The organism is Polycyclovorans algicola TG408, assembly GCF_000711245.1.
Classification (GTDB): Bacteria; Pseudomonadota; Gammaproteobacteria; order Nevskiales; family Nevskiaceae; genus Polycyclovorans; species Polycyclovorans algicola.
Genome location: NZ_JOMH01000001.1, coordinates 3,149,071 through 3,167,371, shown reverse-complemented (window position 1 = coordinate 3,167,371; position 18,301 = coordinate 3,149,071). Strand labels below are relative to the sequence as shown.

Annotated in this window: 20 protein-coding genes and 1 CRISPR repeat array (1 of these 21 cut by a window edge); of the genes, 4 read left to right on the top strand and 16 right to left on the bottom strand. The window is 64.4% G+C overall.

The window, feature by feature from the left end; all coding sequences use genetic code 11:
* A CRISPR array of direct repeats spans positions 1 to 966; the repeat unit is 28 nt; unit sequence GTTCACTGCCGGATAGGCAGCTCAGAAA; it reaches 1,226 nt to the left of the window's first position.
* Positions 967 to 1,172: 206 nt separating this feature from the next.
* From purH to U741_RS0115140, 3 genes are all read right to left on the bottom strand, one after another.
* Positions 1,173 to 2,765 carry a bifunctional phosphoribosylaminoimidazolecarboxamide formyltransferase/IMP cyclohydrolase gene (gene purH / locus U741_RS0115150; RefSeq protein WP_029891291.1) on the bottom strand — a complete coding sequence of 531 codons (1,593 nt, stop codon included), beginning with the start codon at positions 2,763 to 2,765 and terminating at the stop codon, positions 1,173 to 1,175.
* 8 nt (positions 2,766 to 2,773) lie between these two features.
* Entirely contained in the window at positions 2,774 to 3,034 is a 261-nt protein-coding gene (locus U741_RS0115145; protein ID WP_043110304.1) for a helix-turn-helix domain-containing protein, read from the bottom strand.
* Between the two features lie 167 nt (positions 3,035 to 3,201).
* Complete coding sequence (locus U741_RS0115140; protein ID WP_052378884.1) at positions 3,202 to 3,876, bottom strand: TetR/AcrR family transcriptional regulator; 675 nt, start codon at positions 3,874 to 3,876, stop codon at positions 3,202 to 3,204.
* Between the two features lie 69 nt (positions 3,877 to 3,945).
* Here U741_RS0115140 and U741_RS0115135 point away from each other — a divergent pair, with 69 nt between their 5' ends.
* A complete protein-coding gene (locus tag U741_RS0115135) occupies positions 3,946 to 5,424 on the top strand; it encodes a flavin-containing monooxygenase (protein ID WP_052378883.1) in 1,479 nt (492 codons plus the stop codon).
* Between the two features lie 12 nt (positions 5,425 to 5,436).
* Positions 5,437 to 6,261, top strand: coding sequence for an SDR family NAD(P)-dependent oxidoreductase (locus U741_RS0115130; RefSeq protein WP_029891287.1), 825 nt, complete (start codon positions 5,437 to 5,439; stop codon positions 6,259 to 6,261).
* 207 nt (positions 6,262 to 6,468) lie between these two features.
* Here the strand turns inward: U741_RS0115130 and U741_RS0115125 are convergent, their stop codons facing one another.
* Positions 6,469 to 7,458, bottom strand: a complete 990-nt coding sequence (locus tag U741_RS0115125; protein WP_043110303.1) for a GlxA family transcriptional regulator — start codon at positions 7,456 to 7,458, stop codon at positions 6,469 to 6,471.
* Between the two features lie 143 nt (positions 7,459 to 7,601).
* Between U741_RS0115125 and U741_RS0115120 the strand changes: the two genes are divergently transcribed.
* Positions 7,602 to 8,279: a DJ-1/PfpI family protein gene (locus tag U741_RS0115120; RefSeq protein WP_043110302.1), complete on the top strand. Its 678-nt coding sequence runs from the start codon at positions 7,602 to 7,604 to the stop codon at positions 8,277 to 8,279.
* 4 nt (positions 8,280 to 8,283) lie between these two features.
* Here the strand turns inward: U741_RS0115120 and U741_RS0115115 are convergent, their stop codons facing one another.
* From U741_RS0115115 to metG, 10 genes are all read right to left on the bottom strand, one after another.
* The gene (locus U741_RS0115115) at positions 8,284 to 8,751 is read right to left on the bottom strand and encodes a GNAT family N-acetyltransferase (protein ID WP_152551636.1); all 468 of its coding nucleotides are present in this window, start codon (positions 8,749 to 8,751) and stop codon (positions 8,284 to 8,286) included.
* The gene (locus U741_RS0115110) at positions 8,748 to 9,092 is read right to left on the bottom strand and encodes a hypothetical protein (RefSeq protein ID WP_029891283.1); all 345 of its coding nucleotides are present in this window, start codon (positions 9,090 to 9,092) and stop codon (positions 8,748 to 8,750) included. The genes U741_RS0115115 and U741_RS0115110 overlap by 4 nt, the downstream gene beginning before the upstream one ends.
* Entirely contained in the window at positions 9,089 to 9,754 is a 666-nt protein-coding gene (gene nth, locus U741_RS0115105) for an endonuclease III (RefSeq protein ID WP_029891282.1), read from the bottom strand. The genes U741_RS0115110 and nth overlap by 4 nt, the downstream gene beginning before the upstream one ends.
* A complete protein-coding gene (locus tag U741_RS0115100) occupies positions 9,751 to 10,434 on the bottom strand; it encodes an electron transport complex subunit E (protein ID WP_029891281.1) in 684 nt (227 codons plus the stop codon). Before U741_RS0115100 ends, nth begins: the two co-directional genes overlap by 4 nt.
* Positions 10,431 to 11,090, bottom strand: a complete 660-nt coding sequence (rsxG, locus tag U741_RS0115095) for an electron transport complex subunit RsxG (RefSeq protein WP_029891280.1) — start codon at positions 11,088 to 11,090, stop codon at positions 10,431 to 10,433. The genes U741_RS0115100 and rsxG overlap by 4 nt, the downstream gene beginning before the upstream one ends.
* On the bottom strand, positions 11,087 to 12,064 hold the full coding sequence (locus tag U741_RS0115090; protein ID WP_029891279.1) for an RnfABCDGE type electron transport complex subunit D: 978 nt from the start codon (positions 12,062 to 12,064) through the stop codon (positions 11,087 to 11,089). The genes rsxG and U741_RS0115090 overlap by 4 nt, the downstream gene beginning before the upstream one ends.
* Positions 12,061 to 14,019 carry an electron transport complex subunit RsxC gene (rsxC, locus tag U741_RS18015; protein ID WP_084155119.1) on the bottom strand — a complete coding sequence of 653 codons (1,959 nt, stop codon included), beginning with the start codon at positions 14,017 to 14,019 and terminating at the stop codon, positions 12,061 to 12,063. The genes U741_RS0115090 and rsxC overlap by 4 nt, the downstream gene beginning before the upstream one ends.
* On the bottom strand, positions 14,016 to 14,567 hold the full coding sequence (gene rsxB, locus U741_RS0115080; protein WP_029891277.1) for an electron transport complex subunit RsxB: 552 nt from the start codon (positions 14,565 to 14,567) through the stop codon (positions 14,016 to 14,018). The genes rsxC and rsxB overlap by 4 nt, the downstream gene beginning before the upstream one ends.
* Positions 14,568 to 14,571: 4 nt before the next feature.
* A complete protein-coding gene (gene rsxA, locus U741_RS0115075; RefSeq protein WP_029891276.1) occupies positions 14,572 to 15,147 on the bottom strand; it encodes an electron transport complex subunit RsxA in 576 nt (191 codons plus the stop codon).
* 94 nt (positions 15,148 to 15,241) lie between these two features.
* Entirely contained in the window at positions 15,242 to 17,368 is a 2,127-nt protein-coding gene (metG, locus tag U741_RS0115070; RefSeq protein WP_235200684.1) for a methionine--tRNA ligase, read from the bottom strand.
* Between metG and U741_RS19775 the strand changes: the two genes are divergently transcribed.
* Positions 17,264 to 17,515, top strand: a complete 252-nt coding sequence (locus U741_RS19775; protein ID WP_235200691.1) for a hypothetical protein — start codon at positions 17,264 to 17,266, stop codon at positions 17,513 to 17,515. The genes metG and U741_RS19775 overlap by 105 nt on opposite strands.
* A 46-nt stretch (positions 17,516 to 17,561) precedes the next feature.
* Here U741_RS19775 and U741_RS0115065 read toward each other — a convergent pair whose 3' ends face one another.
* A complete protein-coding gene (locus tag U741_RS0115065; RefSeq protein WP_043110301.1) occupies positions 17,562 to 17,882 on the bottom strand; it encodes a HigA family addiction module antitoxin in 321 nt (106 codons plus the stop codon).
* 22 nt (positions 17,883 to 17,904) lie between these two features.
* Entirely contained in the window at positions 17,905 to 18,186 is a 282-nt protein-coding gene (locus U741_RS0115060; protein WP_029891273.1) for a type II toxin-antitoxin system RelE/ParE family toxin, read from the bottom strand.
* Positions 18,187 to 18,301 lie beyond the last annotated feature (115 nt).

Below are 18,301 nucleotides of genomic sequence, written 5' to 3'. Positions count from 1 at the left end.
GAAAGGCTCGCCTCCGAACGACATTAAACGAATGAAGTTCACTGCCGGATAGGCAGCTCAGAAAACCCGGAATGGCGGTGCCGACGATCTGCAGCGGTTCACTGCCGGATAGGCAGCTCAGAAAAGGTCCTGCACGGCATCGTCCAGGCCGGCAATGTTCACTGCCGGATAGGCAGCTCAGAAACTGCTGGGTGACTGTGGTCTGCAGGCCGCCGAGTTCACTGCCGGATAGGCAGCTCAGAAAAATGCCGACGCGATCACCGCCGTGACGACCGAGTTCACTGCCGGATAGGCAGCTCAGAAACTATTGGGTCACCGTCGTCGTCAGGCCATCAAGTTCACTGCCGGATAGGCAGCTCAGAAAGTCGTAAGCCTCAAGCGGGCTCAGATAATCCAGTTCACTGCCGGATAGGCAGCTCAGAAATTGGTGGTGTTCTCGAAATTGACCGGCTGCGGGTTCACTGCCGGATAGGCAGCTCAGAAACCGTGGCCGCAGGTAGCACGGCGGGGCAATGTGTTCACTGCCGGATAGGCAGCTCAGAAACGAAAGGCGGGCATGTAGCGCACGGACTCGATGGTTCACTGCCGGATAGGCAGCTCAGAAACTGCGCACCCTCTTCGCCCAGGGCCGCATCGTGTTCACTGCCGGATAGGCAGCTCAGAAAAGATAGCTGATGCCCGGGGCCGCGAATGCAAACGTTCACTGCCGGATAGGCAGCTCAGAAAAGTCCTGCCGGATGCGCGACGGCGTCTGGTGCGTTCACTGCCGGATAGGCAGCTCAGAAACGTTAAACAGCATGGGTGTGGTTTTCATTCATGTTCACTGCCGGATAGGCAGCTCAGAAAAGTAGCAGCCCTGGGCGATTTCGAGGCGGATCGTTCACTACCGGATAGGCAGCTCAGAAAGCACGCCCACGTAGCGTATGCCGTTGCTGCGCGTTCACTGCCAGATAGGCAGCTCAGAAAATAGGCGAGAAACAACAGGGCTGTCTTGCCGCGTTCACTGCCGGTAGGCAGCTCAGAAACGGAGATTCGTCATTGATGTTGCTCCTAGAAAGTTCACTGCCGGATAGGCAGCTCAGAAAAGATTGATGCGGATGCCGTTCGCGATTCGGTTGCCCACGCTAGTCTTGCCCGGCTGATCAACCGACTGCGGCCGTGGAGCCACGGCTTCAGTGTCTGAAGTGCCGCACGCCGGTGAACACCATGGCCATGCCGGCCTCGTCAGCGGCGGCGATCACTTCGCCGTCGCGCATCGAGCCACCGGGTTGAATGACGGCTTTGATGCCGGCGGCCGCGGCCGCGTCGATGCCGTCGCGGAAGGGGAAGAAGGCGTCCGAGGCCATCACGCTGCCGGCGACTTGCAGCTTTTCATCGGCGGCCTTGATGCCGGCAATTTTGGCCGAATAGACGCGGCTCATTTGTCCTGCGCCGACGCCGATGGTGCGTTCGTCGCGGGCGTAGACGATGGCGTTGGACTTGACGAACTTCGCCACGCGCCAGCAGAAAAGAAGGTCGCGCAGCTCGGCCTCGGTGGGCGCGCGCTGGCTGACCACCTTCAGGTCGGGCCGTTGTACGACGCGGTCGTCTACGCTCTGCACCAGCAGGCCGCCGCCGATGCGTTGAATGTGGAAGCGGTTGTCGCCGTCGCCGGTCGGAATTTCCAGCACGCGCAGGTTGGTTTTGGCGGCGGTGATGGCCAGGGCTTCGGGCGTGACGGACGGCGCCAGAATCACTTCAACGAACTGGCGGCTGACGATGGCTTCAGCCATGGCCGCGTCCAGCGGGCGGTTGAAGGCGATGATGCCGCCGAAGGCCGAGGTCGGGTCGGTGGCGTAAGCGGCTTCGTAGGCGGCCAGCGGTGACTCGGCACGCGCGACGCCGCAGGGGTTGGCGTGTTTGACGATGACGCAGGCGGGCGCGTCGAACTGGCGCACGCAGGCCCAGGCGGTGTCGGCGTCGGCCAGGTTGTTGTACGACAGCGCCTTGCCCTGGTGCTGGCGATACGTTGCCAGCGTGCCGGCCGCGGGCGATTGTTCGCGATAGAACGCGGCTGACTGGTGCGGGTTTTCGCCGTAGCGCAGGTCTTCCACCTTGCTGAAGTGCAAGTTCAACTGTGCGGGAAAATCGCTGCGTGCAGCGATGCCGGTGGCGGATTCGTCCAGGGTCAGTGACGACAGATAATCGCTGATCGCCGCGTCGTACTGGGCCACCCGGTTGAACGCACTCACCGACAGTGCAAACCGCTCGGCGCGCGTGAGCCCGCCGTGTTCACGCAGCGCCGCCAGCAGAACGTCGTACTGGTCGGGCGCGGTGAGCACCGTCACATCGGCCCAGTTTTTGGCGGCTGCACGTAGCATCGCCGGACCACCGATGTCGATGTTTTCGATGGCGTCTTCGAGCGTGCAGCCAGGCTGGGCGACCGTTGCTTCGAACGGGTAAAGGTTGAGCACCAGCAGGTCGATGGGCGCGATGCCCTGCTCGGCCATCACCGCGTCGTCGGTGCCGCGACGGCCCAACAGGCCACCATGAATTTTCGGGTGCAGGGTTTTGACCCGGCCGTCCATGATCTCCGGCGAGCCGGTGTGCGCCGACACTTCGGTCACCGGCAGGCCGGCGGCAGTGAGGGTCTTGAAGGTGCCGCCGGTGGACAGCAGCGCCACGCCGAGGTCGTGCAGGGCGGTGGCCAGTTCAACGATGCCGGACTTGTCGGACACGGAAAGCAGCGCGCGGCGGACGGGCGTCCGTGCTGGAGAAGACGTCATCAAAAATCTCAGGCGTTGGGGTCGAGTTTGTGTTGCTGGAGTTTCTTGCGCAGCGTGGCGCGATTGAGTCCCAGCCACTCCGCCGATTTCGACTGATTGCCGCCGGTGTGCTTCAGCGTGATGCTCAGCAGGGGCACTTCAATCTCGCGCAGGATCGTCTCGTACAGCTCGCAGGGCGGGGTGCCATTGAGCGTGCTGAAGTAGTCTTCTAGGGACTCGGTCAGAGCCTGAGCCAGGGGCTTGATGTCATGACCGGGGGAAGAGCGCATCGATCAAAAATCCTGAGTGTCCGGGCCAGAGCCAGAACAAGAGGGCGACGGGGGAGGGCGATGATACGCCTCGCCTGCGGACGTGCAAAGCCATCGCCAGCGCAGTTGTGCGAACACGGTCCAATTGGCGGGCGTCGATTGCGGGAATCGAAGGCCACGCAGCAGGATCAGCGTGGCGTATTGGCCCCTTGGCCCTGCCAGTGCCCGACCAGGGCGCTGAACAGCATCAGCGCACTTTCGACGACGTCGGCGCGCGACGCGCGGTAACCACTCATCACCCAGTGCATGGTGATCTGCACCACGGCGCCGACCATGCCGGTCGACATCAATTCCATCTGTACCGGGGTGCGTTGGGCAACGGGCGCGACGGCCTGCATGACGCCGGCAATCAGTTTCGCAAAGCGACCCATGCGGGTGCGGTAGCAACGGTCAATGGCCGGGCTGACGCCAAGAATTTCGAAGTGCGTGACGCGTGCGACGCGCTCGTCTTCGCAGTGGCGGTAGTAGACGTCGAGGGCGGCGTGCGACATCGCCACCGGGTCGGGTGCCGCGCCATCGACGGCGGCGACGATGCGTGCTTCCAGGTCATTCGACAGCTTTTCGTACAGCGCCTCCAGCAAGGCTTCGCTGTGGGCGAACGATTCGTAGAAGTAGCGTTCGGTCAATCCGGCGGCCTGGCACACGCTGCGAACGGATGTGCCGTGGTAGCCGGCTGTGCCGAAGCATTCCAGCGCGGCGTCGAGCAATTTGCTGCGGCGTTCGGCGCGACGCACATCAAGGCTCTCGCCTTTGTAGGTGCGACGACGGACGTGGGTGGTCTGGGTGTCGGTGATGTCTGACATGGTCTGAGGTTGACATTGTTTGATGTCAGAATCAAACTGACATTAATCATTGTCACTTATGGTGCTGTCATGCCCCGTTCATCACCCCAGCCTGAAGCCGTCCCGCATCACGACGTGGTCATTATCGGCACCGGCTTTGCCGGCCTGTGCATGGCCATCAAACTGAAAGAAGCCGGCCAGAACGACTTCATGCTGATCGAGCGTGGCGGCGATGTCGGCGGTACCTGGCGCGACAACCAGTACCCCGGCGCGGCCTGCGACGTGCCCTCGCACCTGTACTCCTTTAGCTTCGAGCCGAATACCGATTGGTCGCGCAAGTACCCGACCCAGCCGGAGCTGTTTGCCTATCTGCGCGGCGTTGCCGACAAGCATGGTCTGCGGCCCAACATTCGCTTCAACACGCACTTCGAAGGCGCCGAGTTCGACAGCGCAAACCAGCGTTGGACGGTGCGCACCAGCGGCGGCGTCTTCACCGCGCGGGTCGTGGTGTCGGGCAGCGGCGGCCTGGCCGAACCCAAGCTGCCAGAGATTGCGGGTGTCGAAACCTTCAGGGGCGACACCTTTCACTCGTCACGCTGGAACCACGACATTGACCTTGCCGGCAAGCGCGTCGCGGTGATCGGCACCGGCGCCTCGGCGATCCAGTTCGTGCCGGAGATTGCCGCGAAAGTGGGGCGGCTGGACGTCTATCAACGCACGCCCAACTGGATCATTCCGCGCCCCGACCGCGCCTACAGTGGCATCGAGAAAACCCTGTTCGAGAAGCTGCCCATCACCCGGCAGATTCACCGCTCGGTGATTTACTGGGGGCACGAAGCTCGCGTGGTCGGGCTGGTGCTCAACCCGGCGTTCATGGTGTTGTTCCAGAAGATCGCCGAACGTCACATCCGCAAGCAGGTTGCTGACCCCGCGCTGCGCGCCAAGGTGACGCCGGATTACACCATCGGCTGCAAGCGCATTCTTATTTCCAACGACTGGTACCCGGCCATCTCGCGCGACAACGTCGACGTGATCACCGATGGCATTCGCGAGATCAAGGCGCACAGCATCGTCACCGCCGACGGCACCGAGCGCGAGGTCGACGTCCTGATTTTTGCCACCGGCTTTTACGCCACCGAGAACCCGATTGCCGACGTGATTCGCGGCGCCGACGGACAGACCTTGGCGGATGTCTGGGCCGAGGGCGAAGAGGCGTTTCTGGGCGTGCAGGTCAAGCGCTTTCCCAACCTGTTTTTCATCGTCGGCCCCAACAGCGGGCTGGGCCACAGCTCGATGGTGTTCATGATCGAGGCGCAGGTGCGCTACATCAGCGAGGTGCTGGGCCTGATGCGCGACCGCGAGGCCCGCAGCGTCGACATTCGACCCGAGGTGCAGGATCAGTTCAACGCAGGCTTGCAGCAGCGCTTGGGCGGCTCCATCTGGGCCACCGGCTGCCAGAGCTGGTACCAGCACCGGTCCGGCAAGATCACTGCACTATGGCCGGGCTTCACCTGGGAATACTGGCTCAAGACGCGTCGCATCAACCCCAATCATTACCTGACCGCCTGAGGAGGCGACCCGATGAAATCTTTCAATAACAAAGTGGCCGCCATCACCGGTGCCGGTTCCGGCATGGGCCGCACCTTGGCGCAGAACCTTGCGGCGCAGGGCTGTCATCTGGCGTTGTCTGACGTCAACGAGGCCGGCCTGGCCGAAACCGTGGCGCTGCTGAAAGACAGCGGCGTGCGCGTCACCCACCAGCGACTCGACGTCGCCGACCGCAAAGCGATGTTCGCCTGGGCCGACCAAGTGGTGGCCGATCACGGCAAGGTCAATCTCATCTTCAACAATGCCGGCGTCGGCCTCGCCGCCACCGTTGAAGGCATGAAGATTGAAGACTTCGAGTGGTTGATGAACATCAATTTCTGGGGCGTGGTGCACGGCACGCAAGCCTTCCTGCCCAAGCTCAAGGCGGCGGGCGAAGGGCACATCATCAACACCTCCAGCCTGTTCGGGCTGCTGGCCGTGCCATCGCAGTCGGCGTATCACGCCAGCAAGTTCGCGGTGCGCGGCTTCACCGAAAGCCTGCGTCAGGAGCTGGACATGACCGACTGCGGTGTGTCGGCCACCTGCGTGCATCCGGGTGGCATCAAGACTGCCATCGCCCGCAACTCGCGCATGGACGCCAGCATCCAGGCACTGGGCATGGACGAGAAAAAGGCCGGCAAGAAGTTCGAGCAGAACTTCATCACCACCGCTGAAAAGGCGGCGGCCATCATTCTCAAGGCGGTGCAGAAGAACGATCGCCGCGTGCTGGTGGGCCCCGACGCAAAAATGCTCGACAAGCTTGCCCGGCTGGCACCCTCGGCTTACCCCCGGGTTCTGGCCAAGCTGATTAAGCGATAAGCATGCTGATTAACCCCTCTCCCGCAGGCGGGAGAGACCGCCGCAGCGTGGCGGTGCCGACTATTTCCCCGGAACGCTGCGGCGGTCTCTCTCCCTCTCCCACCGCCCGCTCCGCGGACGGTCCCCCCTCTCCCGCTGCGCGGGAGAGGGTAGGTCGGAGGCGGTCTGCGACCGCCGGTTCCTGGGTAGGGGAGGCGACTTGCGGGTTCAGATCTCGCTGGCAGAACGCAGACCCCCACGAAGCGTCTCTTCTCTGACATCGCGTCGCAGCGTCTGCGGTACCTGGCCAAACACGCGCCGAAAGCTGAGGCGCATGCGGTCGGCATCGGTAAAACCCACCGAGCGGGCGATGACCTCTAGCGGCTCGCGCCCCTCTTGAATGCGCGGCCGGGCGGCTTCCACCCGAAGTCGCTCGACCAGCTTCGCGGGCGTGGTGCCGGTGGCCTGCGAAAAGGCGCGACCAAACTGGCGGATGCTCAGGTTCGCCACGTCGGCGAGCTTTTCCACCGGCAGCGGCTGGGCCAGGTGCTCACGCGCGAAGGTCAGCACCTTGTGGATGCGGTCGGCATCAGGCGCCAGTTGTAACAGGGCCGAGTGCTGCATCTGCCCGCCGGCGCGCCGGTGATACACCACGAGCAGGCGCGCCACCGCATTGGCGATGTCCTTGCCCAGATCGTCCTCAATCAGCGCCAGCGCGAGGTCGATGCCGGCCGTAATGCCGGCTGAGGTCCAGATGGCGCCGTCGCGGGTAAAGATGCGGTCACCGTTCACACGGACCCGTGGGTAGCGGGCTTGCAGATCGGCCGCATAGCGCCAGTGCGTGGTTGCCCGTCGGCCGTCGAGAAGACCGGCTGCGGCCAGAATGAATGCGCCCACGCAGACGCTGGCCATGCGCCGCGTGTCGGTCGCCGCGTGGCGCACGAAGCGCAGTTGTTCGGCGGGGGTGTCGTACACCGAGCGTTCGCCGCCAATCACGAACAGCGTGTCGAGCGGCTCGGGCCCGATGGCCTCGCTGTGCATCGCCACCCCGGCCGAACTGGTCACCAACCCCGGCGTCAGCGACAGCAGCCGCAAACTGTAGCTGCCGGGTTGAACCCGGTTGGCGATATGAAAGGCCTCCAGCGCGCCGCTGAGATCGAGCAACACGAACTCGGCGTGAATCAGAAAGCCGATGGTGCGCGGCGGGGTGGGCGACATGGAGCGGCACCGGTGCGGGGAGGCTGCAAGCCTAATCGACCCCGGCGCGCAGGACTCGTCGATGGCCGAAAAAGACGGTTATTCGTCCTTGAGCGTATGTCCTGTCAAGGCGAAGCTGGCGCCACCTTCACCGGAGCTTGACCATGAAAATCGCCTGCTTTCTCTACCCGCAGTTCACCTCTATCGACATGATCGGGCCGATCACCGCGTGGCACTTCGCACCCGGCGTTGAGTTTGAATTCATTGCCGCGCAAACGGGTCCCATCGTCACCGACACCGGTCTGGCCTTCGTCGCCACCCACGACTACCAAAGCGCGTCGGCCAACCCCGACGTGGTGTTTGTGCCCGGCGGCGGCCTGCCCACCTTCGAGGCGCTGCAGGACGATACCCTGCTCGATGCCATTGCCCGCGCCGGCGCTCACGCCCAGTGGGTCACCAGCGTCTGCACCGGCTCGCTGCTGCTCGGCGCGGCAGGTTTGTTGAACGGCTACCGGTCGGCATGCCACTGGTACGCGCGGCCGTGGCTGGAACAATTTGGCGCCATCCCCGACCCGGCGCGGGTGGTCATCGACCGCAACCGTGCCAGTGGTGGCGGCGTCACCGCCGGCCTCGATTTCGGCCTGCGCATGGCGGCCGAGTGGGGCGGTGAGCCGGCCGGTCGACTGGTCGAACTGGTCATGGAATACGCGCCCGAGCCACCGTTCCAGACCGGACGTCCGGAGCTCGCGGATGAGATGACGCTTGCCACGGCACGCGGAATGTTGGCGCCGCTGATGCCGGAAGCGCTGGTGGTCAAGGCCGCGCAGCGTCGGCGCGGATGAGCGCTTACTTTGCCTGGCGGCTCGGCTCGGTCGATTGCTTGCCGTCGCCAAGATACTTTTTGAAATACCCGGCCTTGGTGGCGTAGCCCAAGGCGCGATAGAAGTCCGCCGCGCCGATGGTTGCCAGCGACGCTAGCTTGCAGCCAACATCGTCAGCCCATGATTCGAATGCAGTCATCAGCGATCGCCCGACGCCCATGCGCCGCCCGTGATTGACAACGAAAATCTCGTCCACCCAAGCCGTGTCACCCGCCGCATAAAACGCCGAATGCTTGTGGCCCGACACATAGCCAACGAGCGTTTCGCCTTGTCGGGCTACCGCAATCAAGGCGCATGGATCGTCGAGCTTGCGTTGAAACATGCGGGCATAGGCATCGGCGCTGATCGGAGTGGGCGTCGGGAAGGCGCGTATCAATTCCCAGAGCGCCGCTTCGTCTCTCGCTTCAGCCGAACGAACCTCAATCACCCTCACATACCCCGCGCCATCAACAAGCGAATCCCGCCGGCCACGGTCAATAGCAGACCCACGCCAAGGCGACGCTCGATTTTCTCTTTTGCCACGGCGCGTTCGCCGACGATCTCCGCGCGAACCTGTTCGCGCATCCGGGCCCGGGTGGCATCGTCGGGTTGCAGGTGGGGGCCGCGTCGGTTGAGGTCAAGCGCAAGGTTGATCTCGACCGACTGTTCGATCTCTTCGTCGGTCAGGTCTTCCCACGTCATCAACTCATAGCCGTAGTAGGCACTCAGGCTGAGGCCGATGATGGCGATGATGTGAAACAGGCCGAAGCGGGGTTTGTAGCCGGTGGGGATCATGGCGTGAGCGGTGCGGGCCAGTCGGCCGGGGCGGGGGTCTTGGGGCGATGGTCGCACAGGTCGATGACTGCGCAGCGCCAGCACTCGGGCTTGCGTGCCTTGCAGACGTAGCGCCCGTGCAGGATCAGCCAGTGGTGCGCGTCGCGCGCGTACTCGGCCGGCGTGACCTTGACCAGACGGTCTTCCACCGCACGCACGGTTTTGCCCTTGGCCAGCCCGGTGCGATTCGACACCCTGAAGATGTGCGTGTCGACCGCAATGGTCGCTTCACCGAAGGCGGTGTTGAGCACCACGTTGGCGGTTTTGCGGCCAACGCCGGGCAGGGCTTCGAGGGCATCGCGGTCACGCGGGACCTGGCCGCCGTGCAGGTCGATCAACTGCTGGCACAGGCCCATCACGTTCTTCGCCTTGGTCTTGAACAGGCCGATGGTCTTGATGAAGTCACGCAGCCGTTCTTCGCCCAGCGCAAGAATCGCCTGCGGGGTGTTGGCCACCGGAAAGAGTCTGGCCATGGCCTTGTTGACGCCGACGTCGGTCGCCTGCGCCGACAGCACCACCGCCACCAGCAGCTCGAAGGGCGAGTTGAATTTCAGCTCGGTGGTGGGTGCCGGATTGGCCGCCTGCAGGCGCCGGTAGAACTCGGCACGACTGAGCTTGTTCATGCGCCGGCGGGGGCGGCGGCGGACGCGACGGGCGACGGCTGGCGCCAGCGTTTGACGCGCGCGTCGATGAAGTTTTTCAGGGCAATCAGCAGGCCCAGGCCAATGAACGCACCGGGTGGCAGCGCGGCCAGCAGCAGGCCGTCGGTGTTGGGAATCAGCGTCCAGTAGGCGTCTTCAAAACCGGCGCCCAGCAGCAGGTTCAGGCCCTGGCCGAGCGTGCCCAGCGACAGAATTTCACGCGCGCCGCCCAACACCACCAGCACCAGCAGAAAACCCAGCCCCATCATGAAGCCGTCGATCAGCGCCGGTCCGACACGGTTCTTCGAGGCGAAGGCTTCGGCGCGGCCGATGATGGCGCAGTTGGTCGTGATGATCGGCAGGAAGATGCCAAGGATGTCGTAAAGCGTCTGGAAGTAGGCGTTCATCACCAGCTCGACCAGGGTCACCAGTGAGGCGATGACCATGACGAACACCGGAATGCGAATCTCGGGGCGCACGACGTTGCGGATGGCCGACACGGTCAGGTTGGAGGCGGTCAGCACAAACAGGGTCGCCAGCCCCAGCGACAGCGCGTTGACGAAGTTGTTGCTCACCGCCAGCAGCGGGCACAGGCCCAGCAATTGCACCAGGCCGGGGTTGTTGGTCCACAGACCGTCACGGACGAGCTTGCTCAGGTTCATGGCGTGTCGCGGGCCTCCGGGTCAGGGGTCGTGGCGGGCGCATCGTCCCACCATTCGTGCTGGCGTTCGGCGGTAACGGTAAGCGTGCGGGCCACGGCCGCAACCACCGCACGCGGCGTGATGGTCGCGCCGGTGAACTGGTCGAAGGCGCCGCCGTCCTTGCGGACGGTCCATCGCTCAGCCGCCGGGTCGCCCAGCGAGCGGCCGGTGAAGGCCAGAATCCAGTCGTTCTTGCGCAGTTCGATCTTGTCGCCAAGGCCGGGGGTTTCGCGGTGCTCGGTGACACGCACGCCGGTCACGGTGCCGTCGGGCGTGACGCCCACCAACAGGCGGATATCGCCGCTGTAACCGTCGGGTGCGACGACCGTAAAGATGCTGGCGGCCGGTCGGCCATCAAGGCGCGCGCGGTACACCGTGCTGCGCCCGCCGAGGCGCGGGTCGTCCAGGGTCAGCGTGTCCAGCGCCAGGTCATTGTCGTAGCGTTCGGCCGACAGCACCGCCTGCAATTCGCGCAGCAGACGCGCCTGCTGCGCGGCGGCGATCTGGTCTTTGGTGAGGCCGTAGACGCCGGCCAACAGTGCGGCGGTGACCACACCGAAAGCCGCCAGCAGGCCGCCGGATTTCAGCATTTGCCGGACGTGCACGGCGCCGCTCATGGACGTTCCATCCGGCGTCCGGTGCCGTATACGCGGGTCGGCGTGTAGCGGTCGATGGTGGGCGCGAGAATGTTCATCAGCAGCACCGCGAAGGCGAAGCCGTCGGGGTAGCCGCCCCAACTGCGGATGATCCAGGTCAGCACGCCGACACCCAGTCCGAAGATCAACCGGCCGCGCGGTGTGGTGCTGGCCGACACCGGATCGGTGGCAATGAAGAACGCGCCCAGCATCGCTGCGCCGCTGGTCCAGTGAAACAGCGGCGAGGCGTAACGGTCGCTGTCGATGCCCCAGAAAATCAGCGCCATCAGCCCCATGCCCAGCAGCACGCCGAGCGGAATCTGCCAGCGGATGGTGCGTTGCTGCAGCAGGAACAATCCGCCGACCAGGTAGGCCAGCGACACCCACAGCCAGCCGCGCACGCTGGCGCTTTCAAAGCCGGGGTCGGCAAATACTTCGGTCAGGGTTCGGCCCTGGGTGAGCGCGGTGCGCGCATGATCCAGCGCCGTGGCCTGGCTGACCGCGTCGGTGGCCCAGCCGAGGTTCGGGCTGGGCCACGCGGTCATCGCTACCGGAAAGCTGATCAGCAACACCACATACCCAACCATGGCCGGGTTGAACGGATTGAAGCCGATGCCGCCATAAACCTGTTTGCCCAGCGACACGGCAAAAAAGCCGCCAAGCACCGGCAACCACCACGGCGCGTCGGGCGGCAGGGCGAGCGCCAGCAGGGCGCCCGTGAGCACCGCGCTGCCGTCAACAATCACTCGCCAGTCGCGGCCGCGCAGCGCCATCACCGTGATCTCGGTGAGCACCGCCGCTGCAATGCACCACAGCAGATTCAGCAGCACGCCCGGGCCGAACAGGCCGGTGAACACGGCGATGCCGGGCAGCAGCGCAGCGAGCACCCGCAACATCACGCCGCGCACGTTGGGCTGCACGCGCAGATGGGGTGAGCTGATCAGGTCGCGGTTCATTCGCGGTTGTCGGCGGCGGTGTCGCGCGCCGCCTTGCGCGCCTTCGCAGCGGCGATGGCCTTGGCAACCGGGTCTTCGGCATCGGACTCGGTGGCCGGGGCGTCAGGCGGTATCTCGGTTGCCGCCGCCTTCGCCGCTTTGCGCGCCTTGGCCGCGGCAATGGCCTTGGCCACCGGGTCGTCTTCCGCCGGCGCTTGAGGGGCCTCGGAGGGCGTCGGCGCCGCTGCTTCTTTCGCGGCCTTGCGTGCTTTGGCGGCAGCGATGGCCCTGGCCACCGGATCGTCGTCGGCAGGCGTTGGCGGGTTCGTCTCGGCGGCGGTGGGTTCGGTTTCGACTGACGCCGGGGCGGGCACGGCGTTGTTGGCGCTGCGACGCGCCTGCGCACGGGCCATGGCGATGGCGACCGGATCGTCGTCGCCCGTCGGTGCAGTGGCCGGGGCGGCGGCGGGCTTGGCGGGTGCCGCATCAGGCGGCGGTGTGGGCGCGCCCGACTTGGCGGCTGCCAGCGCCGCTTTTTTGCGTGCGCGGGCTTCTTCTTTGGCCCGCTCTTCGCGTTCGATACGGGCCAGACGGGCCTCGTGGCGCAGGCGTGCGGCGTCGGCCTCGCGCTTTTCGGCCTCGGCGGCGTGAATCTCGGTCTTGGCGAAGCGGTAGTACTGCACCAGCGGAATGTGGCTGGGGCAGACGATGGCGCAGCAGCCACATTCAATGCAGTCAAACAGATTCAGATTTTCGGCCGCCTCGAACTCGCGGGCGCGGGCGTGCCAGTAAAGCTGTTGAGGTAGCAGGCGCGACGGACACACGGTGACGCATTCGCCGCAGCGGATGCACGGCTGGGCTTCGGGCGTCGCGCGAATCGTTTCCGGCGCCAGCGCCAGCACGCAGTTGGTGGCCTTGATCACCGGCACGTCGAGGTTGGGCAGGGCAAAGCCCATCATCGGTCCGCCCATCAGCAGTCGTCCGGGTGTGCCTTTGAGGCCGCCGGCCTGTTCGACCAGGTGGCGCATCGGCGTGCCCAGCCGCACGCGGAAATTGCGCGGTTGCGCCACGGCCTCGCCGGTGACGGTGATGATGCGTTCGATCAGCGGCTCGCCCAAGCACACGGCGCGGCCCACGGCGCGGACGGTGCCGGGGTTGTGGCAAACGATGCCGAGGTCCAGTGGCAGGCCTTCACTGGGCACTTCGAGACCGGCCAGGGTCTGGATGAGCTGTTTCTCGCCGCCTTGCGGGTAGCGGGTCGGCACCACCACGACGTGGATGTGGGCGTCCTTCTCGCAGGCGCGCGACAGCGCACGAATGGCCGCAGGCTTGTTGTCTTCGACGCCGATCAGACAGCGCGGCGCGCCCAGCGCATGCAGCACCACGCGAATGCCGAGGACGATTTCGTCCGCCTGTTCGGTCATCAGCATCTGGTCGCAACTGATGTAGGGCTCGCACTCGGCGCCGTTGATGATCAGCGTGTCGACGACGCGGCCCGGATTGAGCTTGATCGCCGACGGGAACGCCGCGCCACCCAGGCCGACGATGCCGGCGGCGCGTGCGATCACGCGAATCTGCTCGCCACTGGCGGCGGTGAAGTCGGGCAGCGGCGTCCATTCCGGCGCGTCCAGCCACTGGTCGAGGCCGTCGGGTTCGAGCACCACGCAGTCGGCCTTGAGGCCGGACGGGTGCGGCACGCGGCGTGGTTCGATGGCGACGATGCGCCCCGAGGTCGGGGCGTGCACCGGCGACGACACCACGCCCTGCGGGTCGGCGACGGTTTGCCCGCGACGCACCACGTCACCGACCTTGACGCGCGGTTTGGCCGCGCCGCCGATGTGCTGCGACAGCGGCAGAATCAAGGCGTCCGGCAGCGGCACCTCGCCAATTGGCTGACCGGTGGCCAGCGACTTGCGGTCGTCCAGGTGCAGGCCGCCGTGAAAGCCATACAGCCGGATCGGCGCCTCGGCAATCACGCGGCCTCCCGCTCGCCGGGCGGCAGCGGCCAGCGCCAAGTTTTCACTGTGTCGGCGACCGGCTCCATGGTGATGCAGTCCACCGGGCAGGGCGGCAGGCACAGTTCGCAGCCGGTGCAATGGCTTTCGATGACGGTGTGCATCTGGTTGGCGGCGCCAACGATGGCGTCCACCGGGCAGGCCTGGATGCACTTGGTGCAGCCGATGCACACCGCCTCGTCAATCAAGGCGAGGGTCTTGACGGTCTTGGCGACGCCGTTGTCGGCGTTGAGCGGCATCGGATCGCGGCCGAGCAGCTCGGCGAGTTTGAGCACACCTTCTTCGCCGCCGGGCGGGCACTGGTTGATTTCGGCCTCACCGCCGGCAATGGCGGTCGCGTACGGCTTGCAGCCGGGAAAACCGCATTGGCCGCATTGCGTCTGCGGCAGGATCTTGTCGATCTTCTCGACCAGCGGATCGCCCTCCACCTTGAAGCGGATGCTGGCGTAACCCAGCACCACGCCGAAGGCGGCTGCGAGCAGCGTCAGGGTGAGGACGGCCGTCAGCATGTGATCAGGCCAGCCCCGCGAAACCGAGGAAAGCGAGACTCATCACGCCGGCGGTGACCAACGCGACGGGTGCGCCTTTGAACGACTTGGGTACGTCGGCCACGGTCAGTCGTTCACGCAGGCTGGCAAACAGCAGCAGCACCAGCGAGAAGCCGAGGCCGGCGCCGATGCCGGTGAGGGCCGATTCCAGAAACGTGGACGACTGCCGCACGTTGATCAGCGCCACGCCGAGCACGATGCAGTTGGTGGTGATCAGCGGCAGGTAAATACCCAGCACCTGATACAGCAGCGGGCTGGTTTTCTGCACGACCATTTCGACGAACTGCACCACGCCGGCAATCACCACGATGAAGACGATGGTGCGCAGGTATTCCAGCCCGAAAATGGCCAGCACCCACGTGTCGATGACATGGGTGACCACGGCGGTGAGGGTGAGCACGAAGGTGGTGGCCAGTGCCAGCCCACCACTGGTTTCGACCTTTTTCGAGGTGCCCATGAACGGACACAGGCCGAGAAACTGCACCAACACGAAGTTGTGCACGAGCACCGCGCCAAGAAGGATGAGGAGCACGTCAGACATGGGCGTCTAGGATGCGCCGCCGCTTGTGCGCCCACAAGATTTGGTCATGAATATGAATAGGCTTATGCGCTTTCGAAATTAAGGCTTTTCGCCCTTATTTGATCCGCATTCCGGGCTCGGCGCCTTCGTCCGGCCAGAGTAGACAGGGGCCAGCGCTGTCGTTGCTGGCGGCCAGCACCATGCCTTCAGACATGCCGAACTTCATCTTGCGCGGCGCCAGGTTGGCGACGCAGACCGTGAGCTTGCCGACCAGCAGTGCGGGGTCGTAGGCCTTCTTGATGCCGGCAAACACCTGCCGCGTGCCGAGCGGCCCCAGATCGAGTTGCAGGCGCAGCAGCTTGTCGGCGCCCTCGACCGCGCCAGCTTCGGCGATGCGCGCCACGCGCAGGTCGACTTTGATGAAGTCGTCGATGGAGATTGTCTGACTCCCCTCTCCCGAAATCGGGAGAGGGGTTGGGGGAGAGGGCGTCGCCGGAACGGCGGCGGGCAATTGGGACGGCGCACCGCGCTCGGGCGCGGCCCTCTCCCCAACCCCTCTCCCGCCTGCGGGAGAGGGGCTATTACCGGCTTCGGCGGCAAGCAGCGCGTCGGTCTGGGCTTTCTCGATACGGGTCATGAGCGGCTGGTACGGGTTGATGGCGTGATCGAGCAGCGGCGTGGCGGCGTCGGCCCAGTTCAGCGGGGGGATGTTGAGGAAGGCTTCGGCCTGCTTGGCGAGCTGCGGCAGGATGGGTTTGAGGTAGAGCGTGAGTAGGCGGAAGACGTTAATGAAGGTGGAGCAAATCTCATGTACTTCGTTACGACTACCTTCCTCTTTTATCCGCTTCCATGGTGCGAGCTTTTGAAGCTCTGCATTGGCTTTGTCAGCAAGCCACATCACCGATCTCACAACAGTAGAGAGCTCTCCTGATTCGTACCGAGCTTTAATTTCATCGCCGTAGTCCAGTACGAGGGCATGAATTGATTCCGGGGTTTGGAAGAGTTCTCGGCTCAGCTTGCTGTCGAACTGCTTTTCAATGAACCCGGCACAACGGCTGGCAATGTTCACGTACTTGCCCACCAGGTCGCTGTTCACCCGCGCCGCGAAGTCGTCGAGGCTCAGGTCCAGGTCTTCCGGCCCGCTACCGAGTTTGGCGGCGAAGTAGTAGCGCAGCGCCTCCGGCGGCAAGTGGCCCAGCCAGGTCCGTGCCTGAATGAAGGTGCCGCGGCTTTTGCTCATTTTCTGACCGTTGATGGTCAAGTAGCCGTTGACGTGCAGTTGCGTGGGCGTGCGAAAGCCTGCGCCTTTGAGCATCGCCGGCCAGAACAGCCCGTGGAAGTTGACGATGTCCTTGCCGATGAAATGGTGAATCTCGTGAGGCGTGAGGGGTGAGGGGTGAGGCGCACCCCAGTATTCGTCGAACAGTTCCGGCTTGCCAAGCTTCGCGGCGTGTGCAGCAAAACTTGCCATGTAGCCGATGGGCGCATCCAGCCATACGTAAAAATACTTGCCCGGCGCATCGGGAATCGCGAAGCCGAAGTAGGGGGCGTCGCGCGAGATGTCCCAGTCCCTTAGTCCGGCATCGAGCCACTCCTTCAGCTTCGCAAGCATACTTTTGTGGGCGGCTAAGCGCGGTCGCCAGCTTTCAGTGCCTGAGACCGGCGCCTCCGGGAGACTCTCCTGTAAATAATCTGTTACGAAATCTTTAAAGTCATTGAGCTTGAAGAAGTAATGCTCCGAATCCCGCAGCTCCGGCGCCGCGCCGCTGACAACCGAACGCGGGTTCTTCAGGTCGGTGGGCGCGTAGGCGGCGCCGCAGACTTCGCAGTTGTCACCGTACTGGTCGGCCGCGCTGCACTTGGGGCATTCGCCCTTGATGAAGCGATCCGGCAGAAACATCTGCCGCTCGGGGTCGTACAACTGCCGCACGTTGCGCTGGGCAATGTGTCCGGCGTCGCGCAGGCGGGTGTAGATCAGTTGCGAAAGCCGCTCGTTTTCAGGGCTGTGCGTTGAGTGGTAATGGTCGAATTCGACGCCAAAGTCGGCAAAGTCGGCCATGTGCCGCTTGCGGACGCTGTCGATGAAGTCCTCAGGGGCCAGACCGGCCTTCTCGGCGGCCAGCATGATCGGTGTGCCGTGGGCGTCATCAGCGCAGACGTAATGGACCTCGTGCCGGCAGAGCCGCTGAAAGCGCACCCAGATGTCGGCCTGCACATAGCCGACGAGATGGCCGAGGTGGATCTCGCCGTTGGCGTAGGGCAGGGCGTTGGTGACGAGGATGCGACGCATGGCGGCAGTCAGCGGTTCAAAACAGGGCGCGAATTATGCCACCCGCTGGACGGGGGTCGTTTTGACTGGCACGGCGTCAAAGCGTTGGCGCGGCCATGACGTCCACTGGGGCGTGAATGGCACGGGTCATTTTGCGCTGTACGCGCTAAGCCGCGTGGCCCAACTCGCGATCGGCATCCGCCAATGGCTTGATCTTGGCGATAACACTCCCGGCGGCGTCCTCCGCGCACTTCACCTCATAGTTGGCTTGCAAGTTGATCCAGAACTGATGGGAGGTGCCGAAGTAACGCGCCAGCCGCAGCGCGGTATCGGCGCTGATGCCGCGCCGCCCTCTGGCGATTTCGTTGATGCGCGCAGGCGTCACCCCCAGGGCACGGGCCAGGGCGTTGCTGGACAGGCCCAGCGGAATCATGAATTCCTCTCGCAACTGCTCGCCGGGGTGGATGGGTTTGAGCTTTCTACTCATGATCGATCTCCGTTGTTGGTCATCAGTGGTAGTCGACGATTTCAACGTCTTTCGGGCCCTGGTCGGTCCAGATGAAGCACACCCGCCACTGATCGTTGATTCGGATGCTGTGCTCACCGGCTCGGTTGCCACGTAGCGCCTCAAGTCGGTTCCCCGGTGGGGCCGCCATGTCGCGCAAGGTGCCGGCGGCATCCAACTGATCCAGCTTGCGCCGCGCTACGGATTCAATGTTGACGAAGCGTGCAACCCGGTGGCGCCCATGCAGCGCTTCAGTTTCGCGGGATCTGAACGACTGGATGGCCATTGGGCTTACTTTATATCGATACGCGATACAAAACAATCGAATTGGTTTGTCCAATGACAACATTCAAAGAGCCCAGCCGCAGGCCCGCGAACATCAATCCCGGCAGGGCTGCTGC